The sequence below is a fragment of the Mesorhizobium sp. Ca11 genome, assembly GCF_020165275.1.
Lineage (GTDB): Bacteria > Pseudomonadota > Alphaproteobacteria > Rhizobiales > Rhizobiaceae > Mesorhizobium.
Genome location: NZ_JAIUHU010000004.1, coordinates 367,876 through 387,522 on the forward strand (window position 1 = coordinate 367,876; position 19,647 = coordinate 387,522).

Sequence of the window (19,647 nt, forward strand, 5' to 3'; positions counted from 1 at the left end):
GTCAGCAGTCGCTGCAGGGGATCGTTGGGCTCCGGCGAGGCCGGAGATAATAAGTCTCGCTCATATTTATGTGGCTGAAGGTCGACAACAGTCCAAGCGCCTTCTGCTGGTTGTTGTTCTCGCTCCAGGCGATGACGGGCACATAGCCGAGGTCGCTTTCCACGCGGACCAGGAAAGTGTTGCGGATTTTCAGCGTCGAAGGGACGGTCGTGGTGTCGCCGGGACTGGCATCGACGCTGTAGGTGTTGCCCACCAGCTTGCGCGACCACGCCACCTTCACTGTTGGCGATGCCTCGTCGGATATCTGTATGCCGGTGATGATGATCGTCGGATCCGAGCGATTGTAGGGCCGAAGCGTCGATATGCCGATCTTCATCATTGCATCGAGGTTAGCCTTCACGACGGCCTGCTGCTGCGTGACGAGGTCCGCGACCATGCTGCCGATGCGGCTGACCTTCTTGCCGGTCTCGATGGCCTGCGAGGCCTCCATCGTGATGAAATACATGATCAGGAGCACCGGCACGATGAACGCGAACTCGATCGCCGCGATGCCGCGGCGATCGCGGCAAAACTGCTTCACCTTCGCCGAAATGCCCCGGAGTGCCCCCGCACTATGCATATCGTCCTCCACGCCGCGGCTTAGCCGTCGAGCAGTCTCAATTGTCGTCGAACGGCTCGTTCTGCCAGGTCACCGATGCGAAATGCAGTGTGTTGCCGTCTTTCAGATTGGCCATCGACTTGGCCAGGAAATCGGTCATCACCGGCCATTTGTAAAACACCCGCAACATGTTGATGGACTCCGCCAGTCCGGGCGACACCGTGAAATTCATCGAGTTGGTGCCTTGCACCAGCACGATATCGCCATTGACGATCTTGAAGCCCGCCGTGGCGGCGTCGGCGAAACTCGGATATTCGCGCAGATCCACCAGCAATCCCGGGCAGTCCTTGGCCACCATGATCTCAAGCCTGCTGCAGATCAGCTGCTTGATGGAGGCTTCGGTGACGTTCGTCTTCTGCAACTGCCCGGTCCGCAGCTGGCGGGCCACATCGTCGGCGACGTTGGCCATCACCTCCTGGCCGGCGAACGAAATGCAGCTCTCGAGGATGGCGAAGACGAGAAGCGCGAACGGGATGGCGAGCATCGCGAATTCCATCGCCGTGCTGCCGCGCCTGTCGCTGAAGAAGCCGGGGCGGACTTTGACCCGCGTCTTGTTGTCCATGCCGCCGCCGGATGTGGCATCCTTGCTCATATTGCTTTCCTGCCGATCCCCTTGGCGGTACCGGCGGTAAGGTTAGCGATAACCCATTGAGTTCCGGTTTTGATGATCGTTAAATTCGTCGGGCAAGCTTTAAGCCGTCTTTAATGCCCGTGGGTTCGCGCCCTCGCAGAGCTCAGTGCCCGGCGCTCATTTCGGCTTCGGAAGTTTTCTCGGCCTCGCTCTTGAACGCGCTCTCGCAATAGGGCGTGCAGGACATGGTCTGGACTTCGGCGCGTCGGTAGATGCGCACCGAGGAGGCGGCTTGTCGCACGACGGTCACCTGTTCGTCGATGATCGGGCTGCCTTCCGAGTCGAGCACGACCAGATTGGTGACACCGAAGCCCTTGCCGGTGAGAACGATGGTCGAGGCGTCCTGCACGGAGGCGTCGGCGATTGCCGGGTTGCCGATGACGACCGTGTCGGCCCCGCGTGACAATTTGACGATCTTGGCCTGGTTCATGGTGACTTCAATACCGGCGCCGGCCCTGGCCGGCATGACCAAGGCAGCAGTTGCCAGCAGCGCGGCGACTGGAAACAGCGATCTCGACAAGGTCATTGAAGCGCTCCCGGCAGGCAGATTCTTCAACGGAACATGAACGAGATTGGTGAAGTAACGGTTAAACCGGGCCCGCCATGATTAAGGATCGCCTGCACGATGCGCCATGCGTCCATGGCGCTTACTGTTTTAGGAATATTGCACAAGCGCCGGTTTCTCGGGAAGTCGGACCTCTGGCGATGTTTAGGCCACGGTTAACCACGCAGTGCGTTCGCCACCGGAAAGGAATCGGTAAGGCTGTTTATTAAGCCGATCGAAACGGCTTCTCCCTAGATTTGCGCCATCCGATCAACCCGGAAGAGAAGTTGACGGTAGTGCTGTAACACGTGGAGTAGGAGCTCTCGAATGTCTAATCTCATCGCACGTTTCGTGAAGGACGAATCCGGCGCGACCGCCATCGAATACGGTCTGATCGCCGCTCTCATCGCGCTTGCCATCATGGTTGGTGCTACCCAGCTCGGCGGCGCGCTGAACGCCAAGTTCGCCAACATCGCCGCCACCCTCAACGGCGCCACTGCTCCGTAATAAGGCTGCGTATCGCGCCTTTTCGACAGAAAGAAAAAGGGCCGCCGGCTGGCGGCCCTTTTTTATGCAGTCGGCCGATTTGATCGTCCGGCCTCATCGATCGTTAATTCAGCGCGCCTAGGATGACGCTGAAACATGCCACAGGCAGGCCGCATCCATGCTTGAAGCCGTGATCTTCGTCGTTTTTCCTTTCTGCATGCTTTTTGCTGCGATCTCGGACACGCTGTCGATGACGATCGCCAACCGCGTTCCCGTGCTGTTGGTGGCGACATTCGCGCTTGTTGCGCCGCTCGCCGGTATGGACTGGGCAACCTATGGCTGGCATTTCGCCGCCGGCGCCCTCGTGCTTGCCACGACCTTCGGCCTTTTTGCGCTCGGCGGCATGGGCGGCGGCGACGCCAAGCTTCTGGCCGCGACCGCTCTGTGGATGGGCCTCAACATCAACCTGGTCGGCTATCTGGTGACGTCGGCTTTCATCGGCGGCCTGCTTACCCTCGCAATCCTTGCCTACCGGAAATCGCCGCTCGTCACGTACACCGGCCACAGCCGATTTCTGCGCCATTTCGCGGACGAGAATGTTGGCATCCCATATGGCATCGCGCTTGGCGCCGGCGGACTGATCACTTTCCCGGATTCGCCGCTGATGGTCTGGGCGCTGGAGAGGCTCACAACATAGGCCCGGCGATCTCGATGTCGGCGATCCCAGGCCGCCTTTTATCAGATCGGAAGGCGGCCCCGGCCGCTTTTTTCTGTTAACGGCACACTGTTCAATCCAATTTGAGTAAACCTTAAATTAATCACGATCGTAAGCATTACATTAACCTTGTTTTGACGATTGCAGCTGCAAAGTCCGGCCTGGCGAGGTGGTTGCCATGAGGCGAAGGGTTTCGGACGAATGCCAGCATCCCGATTGATTATTCTGGGCGTGGCTGCGGTCGCGGCGGGTGGCGCGGGCTACGTGGCGAAGAACATGGTCGTAGCGCCGCCGCCTCAGGTCATTGTCGATGCGCCCAAGCAGCCGGCGATCGCATTGCAGGACGTGCTGGTGCTTTCCGGTGACGTGTCAATGGGCAGCCAGCTCGGCAACAACATCAGCTGGGAAGAATGGCCGGCCGATGGCGTCAACGCCAATTTCATCACGCGCGCCGCCGAGCCTGACGCGATCGAAAAGCTCAAGGGCTCGGTCGCCCGCGTAGCCATGTATACCGGCGAGCCGTTGCGGCGCTCCAAGCTGGTCGGCGAGGGACAGAGCTTCATGTCGTCGATCCTGCCTTCCGGCATGCGCGCCGTCGCCACCGCGATATCGGCCGACACGTCCGCCGGCGGCTTCATCCTGCCCAACGACTTCGTCGACGTCATCATGACCCGCCGCGCCGACACCGGCAACGGCGGCAGCGGCTTCAACACCGAGACGATTCTCAAGAACATCCGCGTGCTGGCCATCGACCAGACCATCCAGGAAGACGAGGAAGGTAAGAAGACCAGGGTCGGCCAGACCGCGACGCTGGAGCTGACGCCGCAGCAGGCGGAGATCATCACGGTGGCGCAGCAGATGGCCGACCGCCTGACGCTGGCGCTGCGCCCGATCACCGACATCCATGAAAAGAATACGGGCGAGGCCGACTATCTGGTCAACGGCAACGGCCGACGCGGAACCGTGCGGCTGATCAAGTCCGGCGAGGTTTCCGAGGTGGGAGCAAGGAAATGAGGCTGAACGGTAAACTGCTGCCCTTCCTGGCCGCCGCGGCGATCGGTTTTTTCGTGCTCGGCACCGGCGCCCCGGGGCTGGTCGAAGCCAAAGCCGCGGGAGCCGGCGTGTCGGCTTCCGTTGCCACGCAGCGCGTCAAGCTCGGCCTCAACAAATCCGTGGTCATCGACTTGCCGAGCGACGCCTATGATATCCTCGTCGCCAATCCGGCGGTTGCCGATGCCGTGACGCGCACCGCGCGGCGCATCTACCTGTTCGGCAAGACGGTCGGCGAGACCAACATCTTCGTCTTCGGCCCCAATGGCGAGCAGATCGTCAGCCTGGATCTGGCCGTCGAGCGCGACGTCGCAGGGCTGGAAGACTATCTCAAGCGCTTCATCCCCTCCTCGCAGATCAAGGTCGAGCTTCTCAATGACAACGTCGTGCTGACGGGCATGGTCGACACGCCGCTCGATTCCAAGCGTGCCGTCGACCTGGCCACCATCTTCGTGTCCGGCGGTGAAGCGACGACGGGCCAATATTCGCAGACCGCCGCCGGCGGCTCGGTCAATGGCGGCGTCGACATCAACAATCCCGACCAGGAGCGCCGGACCTCCAAGATCGTCAACCTCTTGCAGATCATCGGCGACGACCAGGTGACGCTCAAGGTGACCGTCGCCGAAGTCAGCCGCTCGGTGATGAAGCAGCTCGGCGTCAACATGTTTGGCAGCGGCGAGAGCAACGGCATCAGCTGGATGTCGACAGGCGACAACCCGATGGGGCTCGGCAAGCCCCTCAGCAATTCGGGATTTAACATCGGCTCGTCCTCGCTGCAGGCCTATGTCAACGCCATGGAACAGTCGGGGGTGATGAAGACGCTAGCCGAGCCGACTTTGACGGCAGTTTCAGGCGAGAAAGCCACGTTCAGGGTTGGCGGCGAGTATAATATTGTCTCCAGCCAGGCCATTACCGATCCTGACATCACCAAAGGCATTCCTGCGAAGCTGACGTACCAACTCGACAAGGTCGATTACGGCATCGGACTGGAATTTCAACCGGTCGTCCTGTCCGCCGGTCGCATCAGCCTGAAAGTCCGGACGGCGGTTTCCGAGCCGACGACAGAAGGCTCCGCCGCATTTTCGACCGGCTCAAAGAACGTTCCCGCCGCGAACATTCTCTCTATTCGCAAGCGTCTCGCCGACACCACCGTCGAGCTCCCTTCGGGCGGCTCGATGATGATCGCAGGCCTTGTCCGCGACGATGTTCGCCAGGCTATCAGCCAGTTCCCTGGCTTGGGCAAGATCCCCGTCCTCGGCACGCTGTTCCGCAGCCGCGATTTCGTGCGCAACGAGAGCGAGCTCATCATCATCATCACGCCCTATCTGACGCGGCCAGTGGCGCGCAACGACCTGGCCAAGCCGGACGACAACTTCAATGCGGCAAGCGACGGCGCCGGCATGTTCCTCGGCCGCGTCAACCGCGTCTACGGCACCATGCAGACCGACAGGCCGGCCGGCCGCTACCACGGCGTCGTGGGCTTCATCTACAAATGAGTGGGAATGCGGATATGTCCAAGTCAGCATCGAAGGTCATGACGGTCCGGACAGCATCCGGTATCGCAAGGATCGGTCGGCAGGTAGTCCCGGCATTGGCGGTCATGCTTGCCGCGTCGCTCGCAGGTTGCGCCAACCGCGACAGCGTAACCGTCGGGTCGATCCCGGACGACTACCGCACGACCCATCCGATCGTCATTGCCGAGAAGAACCAGAAGATCGACCTGCCGGTCGGCGCCGGTGATCGCGGCATGACCGGTGCGCAGCGCGATACGCTGCTCGGTTTTCTCGACCGCTACGACAAGAGCGCCGCGCCGGCGCTGACGATCGCGATGCCGGCCGGGTCCGCCAATGAGCTTGCCGCCCGGGCCGCCGGCCGCGATTTTGCCAGGCTCGCCATGGCGGCAGGCGTCAAGCGCAACCGTATCGTCATGACATCCTATCAGTCGGCGGTGCCGGAGGCGTCAGCGCCGGTGCGCGTCGCCTTCGTCGCGGTGAGGGCCCAGACCGACAAATGCGGGCGTTGGCCCGAGGACATCCTGGAGACGTCGCAGAACAAACACTACGCCGACTTCGGCTGCTCCTATCAGAACAACCTCGCGGCTCAAATCGCCAATCCCAACGATCTGATCGGGCCGCGCAAACAGTCCGACATCGACGCCGAAAATCGCGGCGCGGTGATCGATATCTATCGGAGCAGGGGCATCTCGGACGAGTTCCTCGCCAATTCGGAAGTAACTTACTGAGCTGCGCCGGACGACGAAGAAAGCAGTCACGGAAAGAGCATGACGATGAGCAATCTTGCCTACGACACGCCCGCGGAAACCGGCGACCTTTCGCAGCAGGACATCGCCGCCATGCAGGCGCTGCGCCCCGTGCCGCGCATTTCAATCCAGGCCTTCTGCGAGACCGAGGGGGTCGCGAACCCCGTCGAGCGCGCCGGCGAGGATCGCCGGATGGCCAAGGCCCATCTCAAGGTTCATATGGGCGGCATCCCGACCGCGATCGAGTTCTACCAGTCCGCGCCGACACCGAACCTGATCCTGCTGGAATCGCGCAGCGAACCGCAGCAGCTGCTCGAACAGCTCGGCCACCTCTCGGAACATTGTGATCCGTCCTCCAAGGTGGTGGTTATCGGCCACTACAACGATGTCGGGCTCTACCGCGAGCTGATCCGTTCGGGCATTTCCGAATATGTCATCGCGCCGGTCTCGATGACAGACATCGTCAGTGTCGTGTCGTCGATCTTCGTCGATCCGGATTCGGAGCCGATCGGCCGCTCGATCGCGTTCATCGGCGCCAAGGGCGGCGTCGGCTCCTCGACCATCGCTCACAATGTCGCCTGGGCGATGTCTTCCCTGTTCAAGTCCGAGGTCGTCATCGCCGATCTCGATCTCGCCTTCGGCACCGCCAACATCAATTTCGATCAGGATCCGGCGCAAGGCATCGCCGAGGCGGTGTTTTCACCGGAGCGGGTCGACGAGGTCTATCTCGACCGTCTGCTTGCGCAATGCGCCGAGCATCTGTCGTTGCTCGCGGCTCCCTCTACGCTTGAGCGCGTCTATGATTTCGAGTCCGAGGCCTTCGCGCAGATCATAGAGACAGCGCAGCGCAGCGCGCCTCTGCTTGTCCTCGATGTCCCGCACGTCTGGAGCGGGTGGACCAAGAGCACGCTGATCAAGGCGGACGAGATCGTCATCACGGCCACGCCAGAGCTCGCAAATCTTCGCAACACCAAGAACATGGTGGACATGCTGAAGCGGCTGCGTCCGAACGATCCGCCGCCGAAGCTGATCATCAACCAGGCGGGCGTGCCGAAACGGCCCGAGATCGCGGCGTCCGATTTCGCCGAACCGCTCGGCATCACGCCGATGGCGGTGATCAACTTCGAACCGCTGCTGTTCGGCAATGCCGCCAACAACGGCCGCATGCTCTCCGAGATGGACGCCAAGAGCCCGGTCGTGACCACCATCAATGAAATAGCGCATGTGCTGACCGGACGCAGCGAAATCAAGACAAGGAAGAAAGCAGGCCTGGGCTCGATCCTCGGCAAGCTCTCGCGCAACAAGAAGTGACGCTGATTGAGCGGCATCGGGTAGTCGATCATGTTTGGTAAAAGAGGCAAAGACGACGGCGGCCGGGCAACGCCCGAATTCCGTCCGCCGGCATCCGCTCCCGCCGCCGCTCCAACCGGGACGATGACGGCCGAACGACCGGTCGCGCCGCCGTCCGGCACGCCGGCCACGCCGCCGGCGCGCCGGCCCGTCGAGGCGCCGCCTATGGCGCCGGAGCCGCCAAGAAGGGTCCAGCGCGAGCGCTCCGAGACCTATTACGACACCAAAAGCCAGGTGTTTTCGGCGCTCATCGACACGATCGACCTGTCGCAGCTCGCCAAGCTCGATCCCGAAAGCGCGCGCGAAGAAATCCGCGACATCGTAAACGACATCATCGCGATCAAGAACTTCGCGATGTCGATCTCCGAGCAGGAAGAGCTGCTCGAGGACATCTGCAACGACGTTCTGGGCTATGGACCGCTGGAGCCGTTGCTTGCCCGCGACGACATAGCCGACATCATGGTCAACGGCTCCAAGAACGTCTACATCGAAGTCAATGGCAAGGTCGAACAGACCGGCGTCCGTTTCCGCGACAACCAGCAGCTGCTCAACATCTGCCAGCGCATCGTCAGCCAGGTCGGCCGCCGCGTCGACGAATCGAGCCCGATCTGCGACGCACGCCTGCCCGACGGCTCGCGCGTCAACGTCATCGCGCCGCCGCTGTCGATCGACGGCACCGCGCTCACCATCCGCAAGTTCAAGAAGGACAAGCTGACGCTGGACCAGCTGGTCAAGTTCGGCGCCATCTCGCCGCAAGGCGCGGAAATCCTCAAGATCATAGGCCGCGTCCGCTGCAACGTCGTCATCTCGGGCGGCACGGGCTCCGGCAAGACGACACTGCTCAACTGTCTGACCAACTATATCGACCGCGAGGAGCGCGTCATCACCTGCGAGGATTCGGCGGAACTACAGCTGCAGCAGCCGCATGTGGTCCGTCTCGAAACCCGGCCGCCCAATCTGGAGGGCGAGGGCGAGGTGACCATGCGCGACCTGGTCAAGAACTGCCTGCGTATGCGGCCGGAGCGGATCATCGTCGGCGAAGTGCGCGGACCGGAGGTGTTCGACCTGCTGCAGGCGATGAATACCGGTCACGACGGCTCGATGGGGACGATCCACTCGAACAGCCCGCGCGAATGCCTCAATCGTATCGAATCGATGATCGCCATGGGCGGCTATTCCCTGCCGCAGCGGACGGTGCGTGAGATCGTCGTCGGCTCGATCGACGTGATCATCCAGGCGGCTCGCCTGCGCGATGGCTCACGCCGCATCACCCACATCACCGAGGTGGTCGGCATGGAAGGCGACGTCATCATCACCCAGGACCTTGTGCTCTACAACATCAAGGGTGAAGACGCCGGCGGCCGGCTGGTCGGCGAGCATGTGTCGACAGGCATCGGCCGTCCGCATTTCTGGGACCGCGCCCGCTATTATGGCGAGGAGCAGCGCCTCGCCAATGCGCTCGAGGCGATGGAGAAACGCGCTGACTGATGCATCTGGAGGTTGGAAGCAATTCCAGGAAAAGTGTGATGCGGTCGGGTTCGGCGACTTCGCCGTAACTTTCCGTCCGCAATTGCATCAAGACAAAGAGACAGGGCGGTTCGCCGTTTCCTTGGAACGGCTAAATGCCCTAGGGACCCCGGTCGATGTTCGGAATTGACACCACCGTACTGGCTTTCATCGTGCTTGCCGGCTTCAGCGCCGGCGCGGTGGCCTATGCTTTCCTGTTCACGCGCATCGACAACGAGAAGCAGGCCGGAAAGCGGCTTCAGACCATCAAGACAGCCGAAACGGACCGGTCGGTGGTGAAAGCGACGCGCGACCGCGCCGCGGAAGCGGTCAAGCGGCGAAAAAATGTTCAGGACACGCTGAAGCAGCTCGACGAGAAGCAGAAGGCCAATGATCGCAACGTCAAGAAACCGCCGCTGAAGGTTCAGATCCGCCAGGCCGGCATGCAGGTTCCGATCGAGCGTTTCTATATCTATTCCGCTGTCTGCGGGATCATCCTGACGGCCGTTCTCTTTTTCCTCGGCGCGCCTCTATGGGCGCTGCCCGGTGCCCTGCTGGTGGGCGGCCTCGGCCTGCCGCGCTGGTTCGTGTCGTTTCGCCGCACACGTCGCACCAAGGCTTTCCTGGAAGAATTTCCGAACGCGCTTGACATCATCGTGCGCGCGGTCAAGTCCGGCCTGCCGCTCAACGATGCGATCCGCCTGATCGCCAACGAATCGCCCGAACCGGTCCGGTCCGAGTTCCGCCGCATCGTCGATTCCCAGCAGATGGGCATGTCGGTGCCCGACGCCGCCATGCGCATGCCCGAGACGATGCCGTGCAGCGAAGCCGGCTTCTTCGGCATCGTCATCCAGATTCAGTCGCAGGCCGGCGGCAACCTGTCCGAGGCGCTGGGCAACCTTTCGCGCGTCCTGCGCGACCGCAAGAAGATGAAGGCCAAGGTCCAGGCGCTGTCGATGGAAGCCAAGGCATCGGCCGTCATCATCGGCGCCTTGCCGTTCGTCGTCGCCTTCCTCGTCTATCTGTCGAGCCCGAATTACATCATGCCGCTGTTCACCACCAACGTCGGCAACCTGATCCTCGGCTGCTCGGGTGTGTGGATGTCGATCGGCATCCTGGTGATGCGCAAGATGATGAACTTCGAAGTGTAGGGGTGCGGATCCGGTGACAGAGCAGGTCGTCAAAACACTCACCGACCCTTCTTTCCTGATCGCGATGCTGGTCGGCATCGCCGTGTTCGCGACCGTCTTCACGCTCATGCCGGCGTTCGGCGGCACGTCGCTCAAGTCGCGCATGAAAAGCGTGGCGCTCGAACGCGACAAAATGCGCGCCGAGCAGCGTGCGCGGCTGGCCAACGAGGCCGACCGCCGCCGCAAGGGCCTGCGCGAGGAACAGTCCATCGGCATGCGCAACATCGTCGACCGCCTGGATCTCAGGCGCGCGCTTGCCGACGAAAGCACGATGCAGAAGCTCAAGGTCGCGGGCTTCCGCGGCCAGAACCCGCTGACGCGCTTCCTCTTTTTCCGCCTGGTCCTGCCATTCGTCGGTTTTGCCTTGGCGGCCATCTATCTGTTCTTGCTCGGCGGCCTGCCGCAGCAGCCGGCCTTCATCAAGCTGTTCGTCTGTGTCGTTGTCGCCTATGGCGGCTTCTACGCGCCGATCCTCTACGTCAACAACCGCGCGACCAAGCGCAAACAGTCGATCCAGCTGGCGTGGCCGGACGCGCTCGACCTGATGCTGATCTGCGTGGAATCCGGCATGTCGGTGGAAGCGGCCCTGCGCAGGGTTGCCGACGAGATCGGCACGCAGTCGGTGGCGCTTGCCGAGGAATTCGTGCTCACCAATGCGGAGCTGTCCTATCTGCAGGACCGCAAGAACGCCTATGAGAACCTGGCAAGCCGCACCGGCCTGGAATCGGTGAAGTCGGTGTCCCAGGCCCTGGTCCAGGCCGAACGCTACGGCACGCCGGTGGCGCACGCGCTACGCGTGCTCGCCTCGGAAAGCCGCGACATGCGCATGAACGCCGCCGAGAAGAAGGCCGCGGCACTTCCGCCGAAGCTTACCGTGCCGATGATCCTGTTTTTCCTGCCGGTTCTGTTCGCCATCATTCTGGGACCGGCCGGCATCCAGGTCAGCCAGCGCGGCATCTTCGGCGACCAGCACAGCTCCTCGAGCCAATAAAGCAATTCCAGGAAAAATGTTGAGCAGTTTTCCGTCCGGATTGCGTAAGAACAAAGAGATAGGCCGTTCGCTTCAAATCAAAAAGCCGCGGGATCCGCGCGGCTTTTTTTGATTTCAACGGTGGTCGATTTGGCAATGCCGTCCGCGGTCAATTCGTGGCGACCTTCGCCTTGTTCTTGTCCTGATCCTTCAATTGGCTCCAGGCGTTCTGCTGGGCAAGCATCTGGCGCAGGTAGGCGACGTTGGCCTGCGCCTGTTCGGGCGACAGTTCCTGCGAGGCGATCTTTTCGGCTTCGTCGAAGCGGCCCTGCAGGCCGACGACCAGCGCGAGGTTCTGCCGCACCCTGCTGTCGGCGCCGGGCTGCTGCGCGGCCGAGCGCATATAGGTTTCTGCCGTGCGCAGGTCGCCTTCAAGCACATAGGACATGCCGAGATTGGACAGCACCGAAGGCTCGTTCGGCTTCAGTTCCAGCGCCTTACGATAGTCTTGCCGCGCTTCGTCTTTCTGTCCCATCTGGTCGAGAATGGCGGCTTCCGCCGACACCAGCTTCCAGTCCGGATATTCGGGCGTCTGCGCGCGCCGCACGGCATCGAGCGCCGGTTCGAACTGGCCGTTGGCGGCGAGCGCCTTACCATAGGCCGCAAGTACCTCGCGATCCTTGGGATAGGCGATGGCCAGCTTGCGCATCACCGCCAGCGACTGGTCGGCATCGCCGTCCATCTGCAGTGCCGCCGCGAAGTTCATCGCGATGCGCTTGTCGCCCGGATTGCGGGCATAGGACTGGCCGAGCCTGGACGTGGCGGTACGCAATTCGCCGGACGACATCGTTTCCAGCGGCCTGCTGTCGGAGCGGGAGATGGAGCCCGTGGTGAACTTGCTGGTGCTGCCGCAACCCGCCACGCTGGCCGCCAGCGCCGCTATGAAAGCCGTGGTGATCAGACGCTTGGCTGTAAGGTTCAACGCTTCGGTCGGCATCGGCGCCCGGTCTCCATTCCTGTGCGGCCATTGGCTGGCCGTCTTCCCTCCGTCAGAAATATTCTGTTAACCCTAACGGACCGTTAAGAAGCGCCGACTCGAACTGTTCGGCCGGAGATCATCGCATGCCTGTCGAACTCGTTGAGCAGAAGCCGGAAGCCGCCTTGCCTGTCTATCTGGTGGCGAAGGACGCCGTTGAAGCCGCGGCACTGCCGCCTTCCGCCATCGCCTGGGCAAGAGCCAACGGTTTTTCCGGCGAAGCAGGGCGCACGCTGGTCTTGCCGGGCGAGGGTGGCGGGCTTGCCGGCGCGTTGTTCGGCACAGGCGATGGCGAGAGCGTTCTTGCCCTCGGCGCGCTCGCAAGGGCGTTGCCGGAGGGCGACTGGCATTTCGCGTCGCGCCCGGCGCAACCCGATCTCGCGGCGCTCGCGCTTGTCCTCGGCGGCTATGTCTTTACTCGCTACGGCAAGAAGCCCGGCAAGGCTTTGCGCTTCGCGCTTCCGGAGGGCGCCGACGCGGCGCATCTCCGCCGCATCGCCGACAGCGTGTTCCTGACACGCGACCTCGTCAACACGCCGACCAGCGACCTCGGTCCGGTCGAACTGGAAGAAGCCGCCCGAAAACTGGCGGCCGCCCACGGCGCCGATATCTCGGTGATCCATGGCGACGATCTGCTGATGCGGAATTTCCCGATGATCCACGCCGTCGGCCGGGCCTCCACCGGCGCGCCGCGGCTGATCGACATGAGCTGGGGACGTGCCGACGCGCCGAAGGTGACGCTGGTCGGCAAGGGCGTCTGCTTCGACACCGGCGGCCTCGACATCAAGCCGTCGTCGGGCATGCTTTTGATGAAGAAGGACATGGGCGGCGCCGCCAACGTGCTGGGCCTCGCCGCCATGATCATGGCGGCGAGACTGAATGTCCGGCTGCGCGTGCTGATCCCCGCCGTCGAGAATTCGATCGCCGGCAACGCCTTCCGGCCCGGCGATGTGCTCAGGAGCCGCAAAGGCATCACGGTCGAGATCGGCAACACGGACGCCGAAGGCAGGCTGATCCTGGCCGACGCGCTGGCGCTGGCCGACGAGGAGCAGCCAGCTTTGCTGGTCGACATGGCGACGCTGACCGGAGCCGCCCGCGTCGCGCTGGGGCCCGATCTGCCGCCTTTCTACACCAACGACGAGACGCTTGCCGCCGACCTGGCCGCGGCGTCGGTCGCGGTCGAGGATCCACTGTGGCGCATGCCTTTGTGGCGCCCCTACGATGCAAAGCTTTCCTCGAAGATCGCCGACATCAACAATGTGACGACGGACGGCTTTGCCGGATCGATCACCGCCGCGCTTTTCCTCAAGCGCTTCGTCGAGAAGACTCACAGCTGGGCGCATTTCGACATCTTCGCCTGGAACCCGGCCGACCGACCCTACGGCCTGGCCGGCGGCGAAGCGCAAGGCATTCGCGCGCTGGAGCGGATAATTACGCAGCGATTTGCCTAGGCCGGAAGACCAAGGTGGCAGATCGTCACTGAAACGGAACCGAAACAATTTGCCGGCATGCTTGGGCAATGTCGATCTCGATGCGCCCGAGCCAGGCCTTGCGACTGTGGCAGCAGGTGATGCTGGCCCAGGTGCGCGACGGCGAGCCCGATCTCACCATGCGCCAGACGGCTATCCTGTTCACTATCTATCTCGATCCGCCGCCCCATACGGTGCGCGGGCTGGCCGCCAAGCTCAACGTCACCAAGCCGGTCATCACCCGGGCGCTGGACACGATGGGTGCGCTGAAGCTGGTCTCGCGCCACCGCGACGAGCTCGACAAACGCAACGTGCTGATCCGGCGCACGGTGGAAGGCGCGCTCTTTGTCGAGCGCTTCGGCGATGGTATCGTCGCCAGGGCGCACGAGCTGCCCATCTGACCTCATTGCCCCTATCTGATATGACTGGATTATCGATTTGACCGCCAGGGATGCCCGCCTTCATGCCTTCCGCTCCGACCTTGCCGATGCGAGGCTGAAGGGCGAGGTCGCCGCCGACCGCTTCGTCACCGGCCGCCCGGCGCGGATCACGGCGTCGGTCGCCGATCTGCGCAAGGCGCCGCGCCCCGACGCGGGCGTCAACACGCAGGCGCTGTTCGGCGACGACGTGCTCGTTTTCGAGGACGCGGAAGGCTGGGCCTGGGTGCAGGCCGAGCGCGACGGTTATGTCGGCTATGTGGCCGACAATCTGATTGGCGCGCGCGAACATGCGCCCACGCATGTCGTCTCCGTGCCGCGCACCTTCCTCTATCCGGGCCCCGATTTGCGGTTCCCGATCAGCGGGCAGCTGTCGATGGGGTCGACCGTGACGGTGACCGGCTCGGCCGAAACGCGCGGCACGCATTATGCGCTGCTGCCCTCCGGCCAGGCGATCGTCGCCCGCCATTTGCGGCCGATCGCCGAGCTGGCCGAGGATTACGTCACGGTCGCCGAAAGCTTCCTCGGCACGCCTTATCTCTGGGGCGGTGCCTCCGGCTTCGGCATCGATTGCTCCGGCCTCGTGCAGTTGGCGATGCGCATGACGGGCAAGGATGTCCTGCGCGACTCCGATATGCAGGCGGCGTCGATCGGCACGCCGTTCGAGCCGGGTCCGGACTATTCGGGTCTCCGGCGCGGCGATCTCGTCTTCTGGAAAGGCCATGTCGCGATCATGACCGACGAAAGAGGCATGATCCACGCCAACGGCCACACCATGCTGGTCTCGCGCGAGGGCCTTAAAGAGGCTGTCGACCGCATCGGCTATCTTTATGGCGGTCCGACTGGGTTTCGGAGGCCGTAGCGCCAGCTTCCCCTTCTCCCCTTGTGGGAGAAGGTGGATCGGCGCCCAGCGCCGAGACGGATGAGGGGTGCTGGACGGATCGCTACGTTGAAGAGCTAAGCGTCTTTAGCACCTCTATCTAGTCAGGTCTCGTTTCTTCCAGCACCCCTCATCCGTCTTGCCGCTACGCGGCAATCCACCTTCCCCCACAAGGGGGGAAGGAAGAATCGCGCTGATCCCCTTTTGTTCCGATTTTCCTTGGCGATTGCTTGCCGCCGCGCTACCTCTTGCGCGTGACCGAGCAGCCGCGCCTTGCCGAGCAGAATGCCGCCGTCCTGCTGCCTGAGCCATTCGTCAGATGGTTCGGCGAAAAGGGCTGGTCGCCGCGCGTCCATCAGCTCGAGCTGCTGTCGAAGGCTCAAAGCGGCCAATCGGTGCTGCTGATCGCGCCGACCGGCGCCGGCAAGACGCTGGCCGGCTTCCTGCCGTCGCTGACCGAGCTGGCCAGCCGTCCCAAGCGAAAGGCGGGCGAAGCCCGCCGTGGCATCCACACACTCTACATTTCGCCGCTGAAAGCGCTGGCCGTCGACATCGAGCGCAATCTCGGCAAGCCGGTCGAGGAGATCGGCCTGCCTGTCACCATCGAGACGCGCACCGGCGACACGCCTTCGCACAAGCGCCAGCGGCAAAAGCTGGCGCCGCCCGACATCCTGCTCACCACGCCCGAGCAACTCGCCTTGCTGATCGCTTCGAACGACGCAAAGCGCTTCTTCGAGGACCTGCGCTATGTCGTGCTCGACGAATTGCATTCGCTTGTCACCTCGAAGCGCGGCCATCTGCTGGCGCTCGGCCTTGCGCGCTTGCGCGCCTTTGTCCCCGGGTTGCAGACCATAGGCCTGTCGGCCACAGTGGCCGAGCCGGATGAATTGCGTCGCTGGCTGGTCAGTCAGGCTTCTCCAGGCGCCATGTCCGAGCTCATCGTCGTCACGGGCGGCGCGAAGCCCGAGATATCGATCCTCGACTCGGAAGAGCGGGTGCCCTGGGCCGGTCACTCCGCCCGCTACGCCACGCCTGAGATCTACCGCGAGATCAAGCGGCACAAGACCACGCTGCTGTTCGTCAACACGCGCAGCCAGGCCGAGCTGCTGTTCCAGGAGCTATGGCGCGTCAATGAAGACACGCTGCCGATCGCGCTTCATCACGGATCGCTTGACGTCGCTCAGCGCCGCCGCGTCGAGAAGGCCATGGGCGAAAACGCGTTGCGCGCCATCGTCGCTACCTCGACATTGGATCTCGGCATCGACTGGGGCGATGTCGATCTGGTCGTGCATGTCGGCGCACCGAAAGGCGCCAGCCGGCTCGCGCAGCGCATCGGCCGTGCCAACCATCGTATGGACGAGCCCTCAAAGGCGATTCTCATCCCGGCCAACCGTTTCGAGGTGCTGGAATGCCGGGCGGCGCTCGATGCCAATTATCTCGGCGCCCAGGACACGCCGCCGCTGGTCAATGGCGGGCTCGACGTGCTGGCCCAGCATGTGCTGGGCTGCGCCTGCGGCGCGCCGTTCCATGCCGATGTGCTCTTCGAGGAGATACGGACGGCCGCGCCTTACGTCAGCCTGGACAGGCCGACATTCGATCGGGTCATCGACTTCGTCGCCACCGGCGGCTACGCGCTGAGAAATTACGAGCGCTATGCCCGCATCCGACAGACCAAGGAAGGCTTATGGCGGGTTTCAAATCCGGCCGTCGCCCAGCAATACAGGCTGAATGTCGGCACCATCATCGAAGTGCCGGCGCTCAATGTGCGCTACGTCCAGGCCGGCAGCAGAGGGGCGGCCTCGCGCGGCGGCAGGGTGCTAGGAAAGATCGAGGAAGCGTTTCTGGAGACTTTGACCCACGGCGACACCTTTATGTTCGGTGGCAAGATCCTTCGCTTCGAAGGCATTCGCGAGAACGAGTGCTTCGTCTCGAACGCGCCTGGCAGCGACGCGAAGGTGCCCTATTATGGCGGCGGCAAATTCCCGCTTTCGACCTATCTCGCCGAGCAGGTGCGGGCCATGCTCGATGACCCGCAACGTTGGAAGAAACTGCCCGAACAGGTGGCGGATTGGTTGCGGTTCCAGGCGGACAAGTCCGTGCTGCCGAAACGCGATGATCTGCTGATCGAGACTTTTCGACGCGGCAACCGCTATTACCTCGTCGCCTATCCCTTCGAAGGCAGGCTTGCCCATCAGACGCTGGGCATGCTGCTCACCCGCCGGCTGGATCGGGCGGGCGCGAAGCCAGTCGGTTTCGTGGCCACCGATTACGCGCTGGCCATCTGGTCGCTGGCCGACATGGGCTGGATGTTCAAGAACAGAAAACCGTCGCTGGCCACGCTATTCGATCAGGACATGCTGGGCGATGATCTCGAAGCCTGGTTCGCCGACAGCTGGCTGCTGAAGCGCACCTTCCGCAACTGCGCGCTGATTTCCGGATTGATCGAGAAGCGCCACCCAGGCAAGGAAAAAAGCGGCCGCCAGGTCACCGTGTCGACAGACCTGATCTATGACGTGTTGCGCAGCCATGAACCCGACCATATTCTGCTGCAGGCCACCCGTACGGATGCCGCGACCGGGTTGCTCGATGTCAGCAGACTTGCCGAGATGCTCTCGCGCATCCGCGGTCGAATCATGCATAAGAACCTTGAGCAGATATCGCCGTTGGCCGTGCCGATCATGCTTGAAATCGGCAAGATGCCGGTGAATGGCGAGGCAGACGAGACGCTGCTGATGGATGCCGCCACGCTCGTCGAAGAGGCCATGGGGCCGGAGATGGCGGACTGAAAGAAGGCCTAAGAGGGGATGAATTTTTCGCTGTCGCGCGCAACGCTGATCGCCGAGGCCGACCCTGTCGGCATCGCCGGCGAGCGCGCGGTCTGCGACCGGCGCGGCGTGCTCTATTTCCCCGATCTGCGGCTGCTCGCGGTCTCCGATCTGCATCTCGAAAAAGGCTCTTCTTTCGCCAGGCGCGGCGCGCTGATCCCGCCTTACGACACCGGGGCCACCCTGCTGCGGCTTCAGGCGGTGATCGCCGACTATCAGCCGCGCATCGTCGTCAGCCTGGGCGATTCCTTCCATGACGGCGGCGGTGCCGAGCGCATGCATCTGAGTTTCCGCGAAAGGCTGGAGGCGATGATGGCCGGCCGCGACTGGTTCTGGGTCGCCGGCAACCACGACCCGGATGCGCCAGCCGACCTGCCGGGCGAGACCGTGCGGGAACTCGCCATCGGCTCGCTGCTCTTCCGTCACGAGCCGTCGAAGGTCCGGGTGGAGGGCGAGATAGCAGGCCACCTCCATCCGTGCGCGCGCATCGTTCAGCGCGGGCGCTCGGTCAGGCGGCGCTGCTTTGCCGGCGATGGCGGCCGCATGATCATGCCGGCCTTCGGCGCCTATACCGGCTCGCTCAACGTTCTCGACCGCGCCTATGCCGGCCTGTTCCGGCTGGAGACGCTAATGGCCTATATGCTGGGCGCCGAACGCATTTTTGCTATCTCCGGCTCGATGCTCAGGCCGGGCTGAAACTTACTCCCTGCCGTAATAGAGGGTGACCGTGTGCTTCGCCTCGGCGAAGAACAGCCAGCGCTCGACCAGCATGCCGGCGAGTTGCGCGACGGCTGCAAGCATGGACGCAATTGCGCTTAAGGGCCTTGGCAGAAAGTACGCGATCGCCAGCAGAATGGCTGGCACTGCGAATGCCAGCGCCTGCGTGATCAGCCGCAACTTGGCGCTATGCTTGCGCGCGATGCGGAATCCCATTTCCTTCAGCAGATAGTTCTCTTCCGTGTGCGGCCACTCGATGGAACGCACCGTGCCGCCGGCAAGGCCGGTCGCTGTGTTGGCGGTGGTCGGGATTTCCAGCCGGTCATTGTAGCGCCAAGTCGCAAGCTTCCAGCCCCAGCCGGCGAGCGTGGCAAGCAGAGCCCAGATCGGCATCGCCGTTGAACCCAGCTTGAACCCCTGGAGCAAGGCGTTGGCGAGAACGCTTCCGGTCATCACCGCGAAGATGAGATAGGCCGGCAAAGTATAGCGACTGTGCCACTGCGCGATCGGCTTCAACGAAGCATAGATCATGGCGGTCGTGCAGATTGTCACGACCGCGCCTGCCGCCGCCAGCAGGCCGGCGATCGCTACCCAGCCGCCGCTCCTGCCGAGCAACACCCAGCCGATGCCGAACAGGCCGGCCGGAATGAAGGTGGCGACCGAGGCCACGCCTTCGCGCGACAGCCACGAGCTGCGCCATTGCGAGAAAGCGCGCCAGGCTCGCTCAGGGCGGCCAAGATGGCCGGTCGAGGACAACAGGCCGGCCGCGATCAGGCCGAGCGCCAGCCCCATGCCGACAAGGCCAAGCCAGAAATCGGCCGGGATCACGCCAAATCCGCCAAGCAGGCCGAGCAGTGCCAGCAGGCCGTAGCCGGCGCCGGTGGCAGTGGTGAAGAAGACGACCGAGAAGGCGGGATGCATGA

19 protein-coding genes are annotated in these 19,647 nt (G+C 63.1%); 14 read left to right on the forward strand and 5 right to left on the reverse strand.

Annotated elements, in window-relative coordinates; translation table 11 throughout:
• Position 1 precedes the first annotated feature (1 nt).
• The 3 genes from LB538_RS10290 to LB538_RS10300 all read right to left on the reverse strand — a co-directional run bounded on the left by LB538_RS10290 (position 2) and on the right by LB538_RS10300 (position 1,815).
• Positions 2–619 (reverse strand): TadE/TadG family type IV pilus assembly protein, encoded by a 618-nt coding sequence (locus LB538_RS10290; protein ID WP_224523393.1) that lies wholly within the window; start codon positions 617–619, stop codon positions 2–4.
• A 37-nt stretch (positions 620–656) separates the two neighbouring features.
• A complete protein-coding gene (locus tag LB538_RS10295) occupies positions 657–1,250 on the reverse strand; it encodes a TadE/TadG family type IV pilus assembly protein (protein WP_411909004.1) in 594 nt (197 codons plus the stop codon).
• A gap of 142 nt (positions 1,251–1,392) precedes the next feature.
• Positions 1,393–1,815, reverse strand: coding sequence for a pilus assembly protein N-terminal domain-containing protein (locus LB538_RS10300; RefSeq protein WP_140687731.1), 423 nt, complete (start codon positions 1,813–1,815; stop codon positions 1,393–1,395).
• Between the two features lie 345 nt (positions 1,816–2,160).
• On the opposite strand from LB538_RS10300, the gene LB538_RS10305 reads away from it, so the two are divergent.
• The 9 genes from LB538_RS10305 to LB538_RS10345 all read left to right on the forward strand — a co-directional run bounded on the left by LB538_RS10305 (position 2,161) and on the right by LB538_RS10345 (position 11,381).
• The gene (locus tag LB538_RS10305) at positions 2,161–2,340 is read left to right on the forward strand and encodes a Flp family type IVb pilin (protein WP_095765933.1); all 180 of its coding nucleotides are present in this window, start codon (positions 2,161–2,163) and stop codon (positions 2,338–2,340) included.
• Positions 2,341–2,497: 157 nt separating this feature from the next.
• On the forward strand, positions 2,498–3,016 hold the full coding sequence (locus tag LB538_RS10310; RefSeq protein WP_095765932.1) for a prepilin peptidase: 519 nt from the start codon (positions 2,498–2,500) through the stop codon (positions 3,014–3,016).
• A gap of 219 nt (positions 3,017–3,235) precedes the next feature.
• On the forward strand, positions 3,236–4,048 hold the full coding sequence (gene cpaB, locus LB538_RS10315) for a Flp pilus assembly protein CpaB (protein WP_224523395.1): 813 nt from the start codon (positions 3,236–3,238) through the stop codon (positions 4,046–4,048).
• On the forward strand, positions 4,045–5,580 hold the full coding sequence (locus tag LB538_RS10320) for a type II and III secretion system protein family protein (RefSeq protein WP_224523397.1): 1,536 nt from the start codon (positions 4,045–4,047) through the stop codon (positions 5,578–5,580). The genes cpaB and LB538_RS10320 overlap by 4 nt, the downstream gene beginning before the upstream one ends.
• A gap of 14 nt (positions 5,581–5,594) precedes the next feature.
• Positions 5,595–6,326 carry a CpaD family pilus assembly protein gene (locus tag LB538_RS10325; protein ID WP_224523399.1) on the forward strand — a complete coding sequence of 244 codons (732 nt, stop codon included), beginning with the start codon at positions 5,595–5,597 and terminating at the stop codon, positions 6,324–6,326.
• A 45-nt stretch (positions 6,327–6,371) separates the two neighbouring features.
• Positions 6,372–7,655, forward strand: coding sequence for a CpaE family protein (locus LB538_RS10330; protein ID WP_224523401.1), 1,284 nt, complete (start codon positions 6,372–6,374; stop codon positions 7,653–7,655).
• A 30-nt stretch (positions 7,656–7,685) separates the two neighbouring features.
• On the forward strand, positions 7,686–9,182 hold the full coding sequence (locus LB538_RS10335) for a CpaF family protein (protein WP_224523403.1): 1,497 nt from the start codon (positions 7,686–7,688) through the stop codon (positions 9,180–9,182).
• A gap of 155 nt (positions 9,183–9,337) precedes the next feature.
• Complete coding sequence (locus LB538_RS10340) at positions 9,338–10,351, forward strand: type II secretion system F family protein (RefSeq protein WP_095765926.1); 1,014 nt, start codon at positions 9,338–9,340, stop codon at positions 10,349–10,351.
• Positions 10,352–10,364: 13 nt separating this feature from the next.
• Positions 10,365–11,381, forward strand: coding sequence for a type II secretion system F family protein (locus LB538_RS10345; RefSeq protein WP_224523405.1), 1,017 nt, complete (start codon positions 10,365–10,367; stop codon positions 11,379–11,381).
• A gap of 148 nt (positions 11,382–11,529) precedes the next feature.
• Here the strand turns inward: LB538_RS10345 and LB538_RS10350 are convergent, their stop codons facing one another.
• The gene (locus LB538_RS10350; RefSeq protein ID WP_095765924.1) at positions 11,530–12,357 is read right to left on the reverse strand and encodes a tetratricopeptide repeat protein; all 828 of its coding nucleotides are present in this window, start codon (positions 12,355–12,357) and stop codon (positions 11,530–11,532) included.
• A 125-nt stretch (positions 12,358–12,482) separates the two neighbouring features.
• On the opposite strand from LB538_RS10350, the gene LB538_RS10355 reads away from it, so the two are divergent.
• The 5 genes from LB538_RS10355 to pdeM all read left to right on the forward strand — a co-directional run bounded on the left by LB538_RS10355 (position 12,483) and on the right by pdeM (position 18,703).
• Entirely contained in the window at positions 12,483–13,847 is a 1,365-nt protein-coding gene (locus LB538_RS10355) for a leucyl aminopeptidase family protein (RefSeq protein ID WP_224523408.1), read from the forward strand.
• Between the two features lie 68 nt (positions 13,848–13,915).
• Positions 13,916–14,266, forward strand: coding sequence for a MarR family winged helix-turn-helix transcriptional regulator (locus tag LB538_RS10360; protein WP_040985896.1), 351 nt, complete (start codon positions 13,916–13,918; stop codon positions 14,264–14,266).
• A gap of 37 nt (positions 14,267–14,303) precedes the next feature.
• Positions 14,304–15,164 carry an NlpC/P60 family protein gene (locus LB538_RS10365; protein WP_224523409.1) on the forward strand — a complete coding sequence of 287 codons (861 nt, stop codon included), beginning with the start codon at positions 14,304–14,306 and terminating at the stop codon, positions 15,162–15,164.
• 272 nt (positions 15,165–15,436) lie between these two features.
• Positions 15,437–17,968, forward strand: a complete 2,532-nt coding sequence (locus tag LB538_RS10370) for a ligase-associated DNA damage response DEXH box helicase (protein ID WP_224523896.1) — start codon at positions 15,437–15,439, stop codon at positions 17,966–17,968.
• An 18-nt stretch (positions 17,969–17,986) separates the two neighbouring features.
• Entirely contained in the window at positions 17,987–18,703 is a 717-nt protein-coding gene (gene pdeM, locus LB538_RS10375; RefSeq protein WP_224523411.1) for a ligase-associated DNA damage response endonuclease PdeM, read from the forward strand.
• Between the two features lie 3 nt (positions 18,704–18,706).
• Here the strand turns inward: pdeM and LB538_RS10380 are convergent, their stop codons facing one another.
• Positions 18,707–19,645: a dimethyl sulfoxide reductase anchor subunit family protein gene (locus LB538_RS10380; protein ID WP_224523412.1), complete on the reverse strand. Its 939-nt coding sequence runs from the start codon at positions 19,643–19,645 to the stop codon at positions 18,707–18,709.
• Between the last annotated feature and the right edge of the window lie 2 nt (positions 19,646–19,647).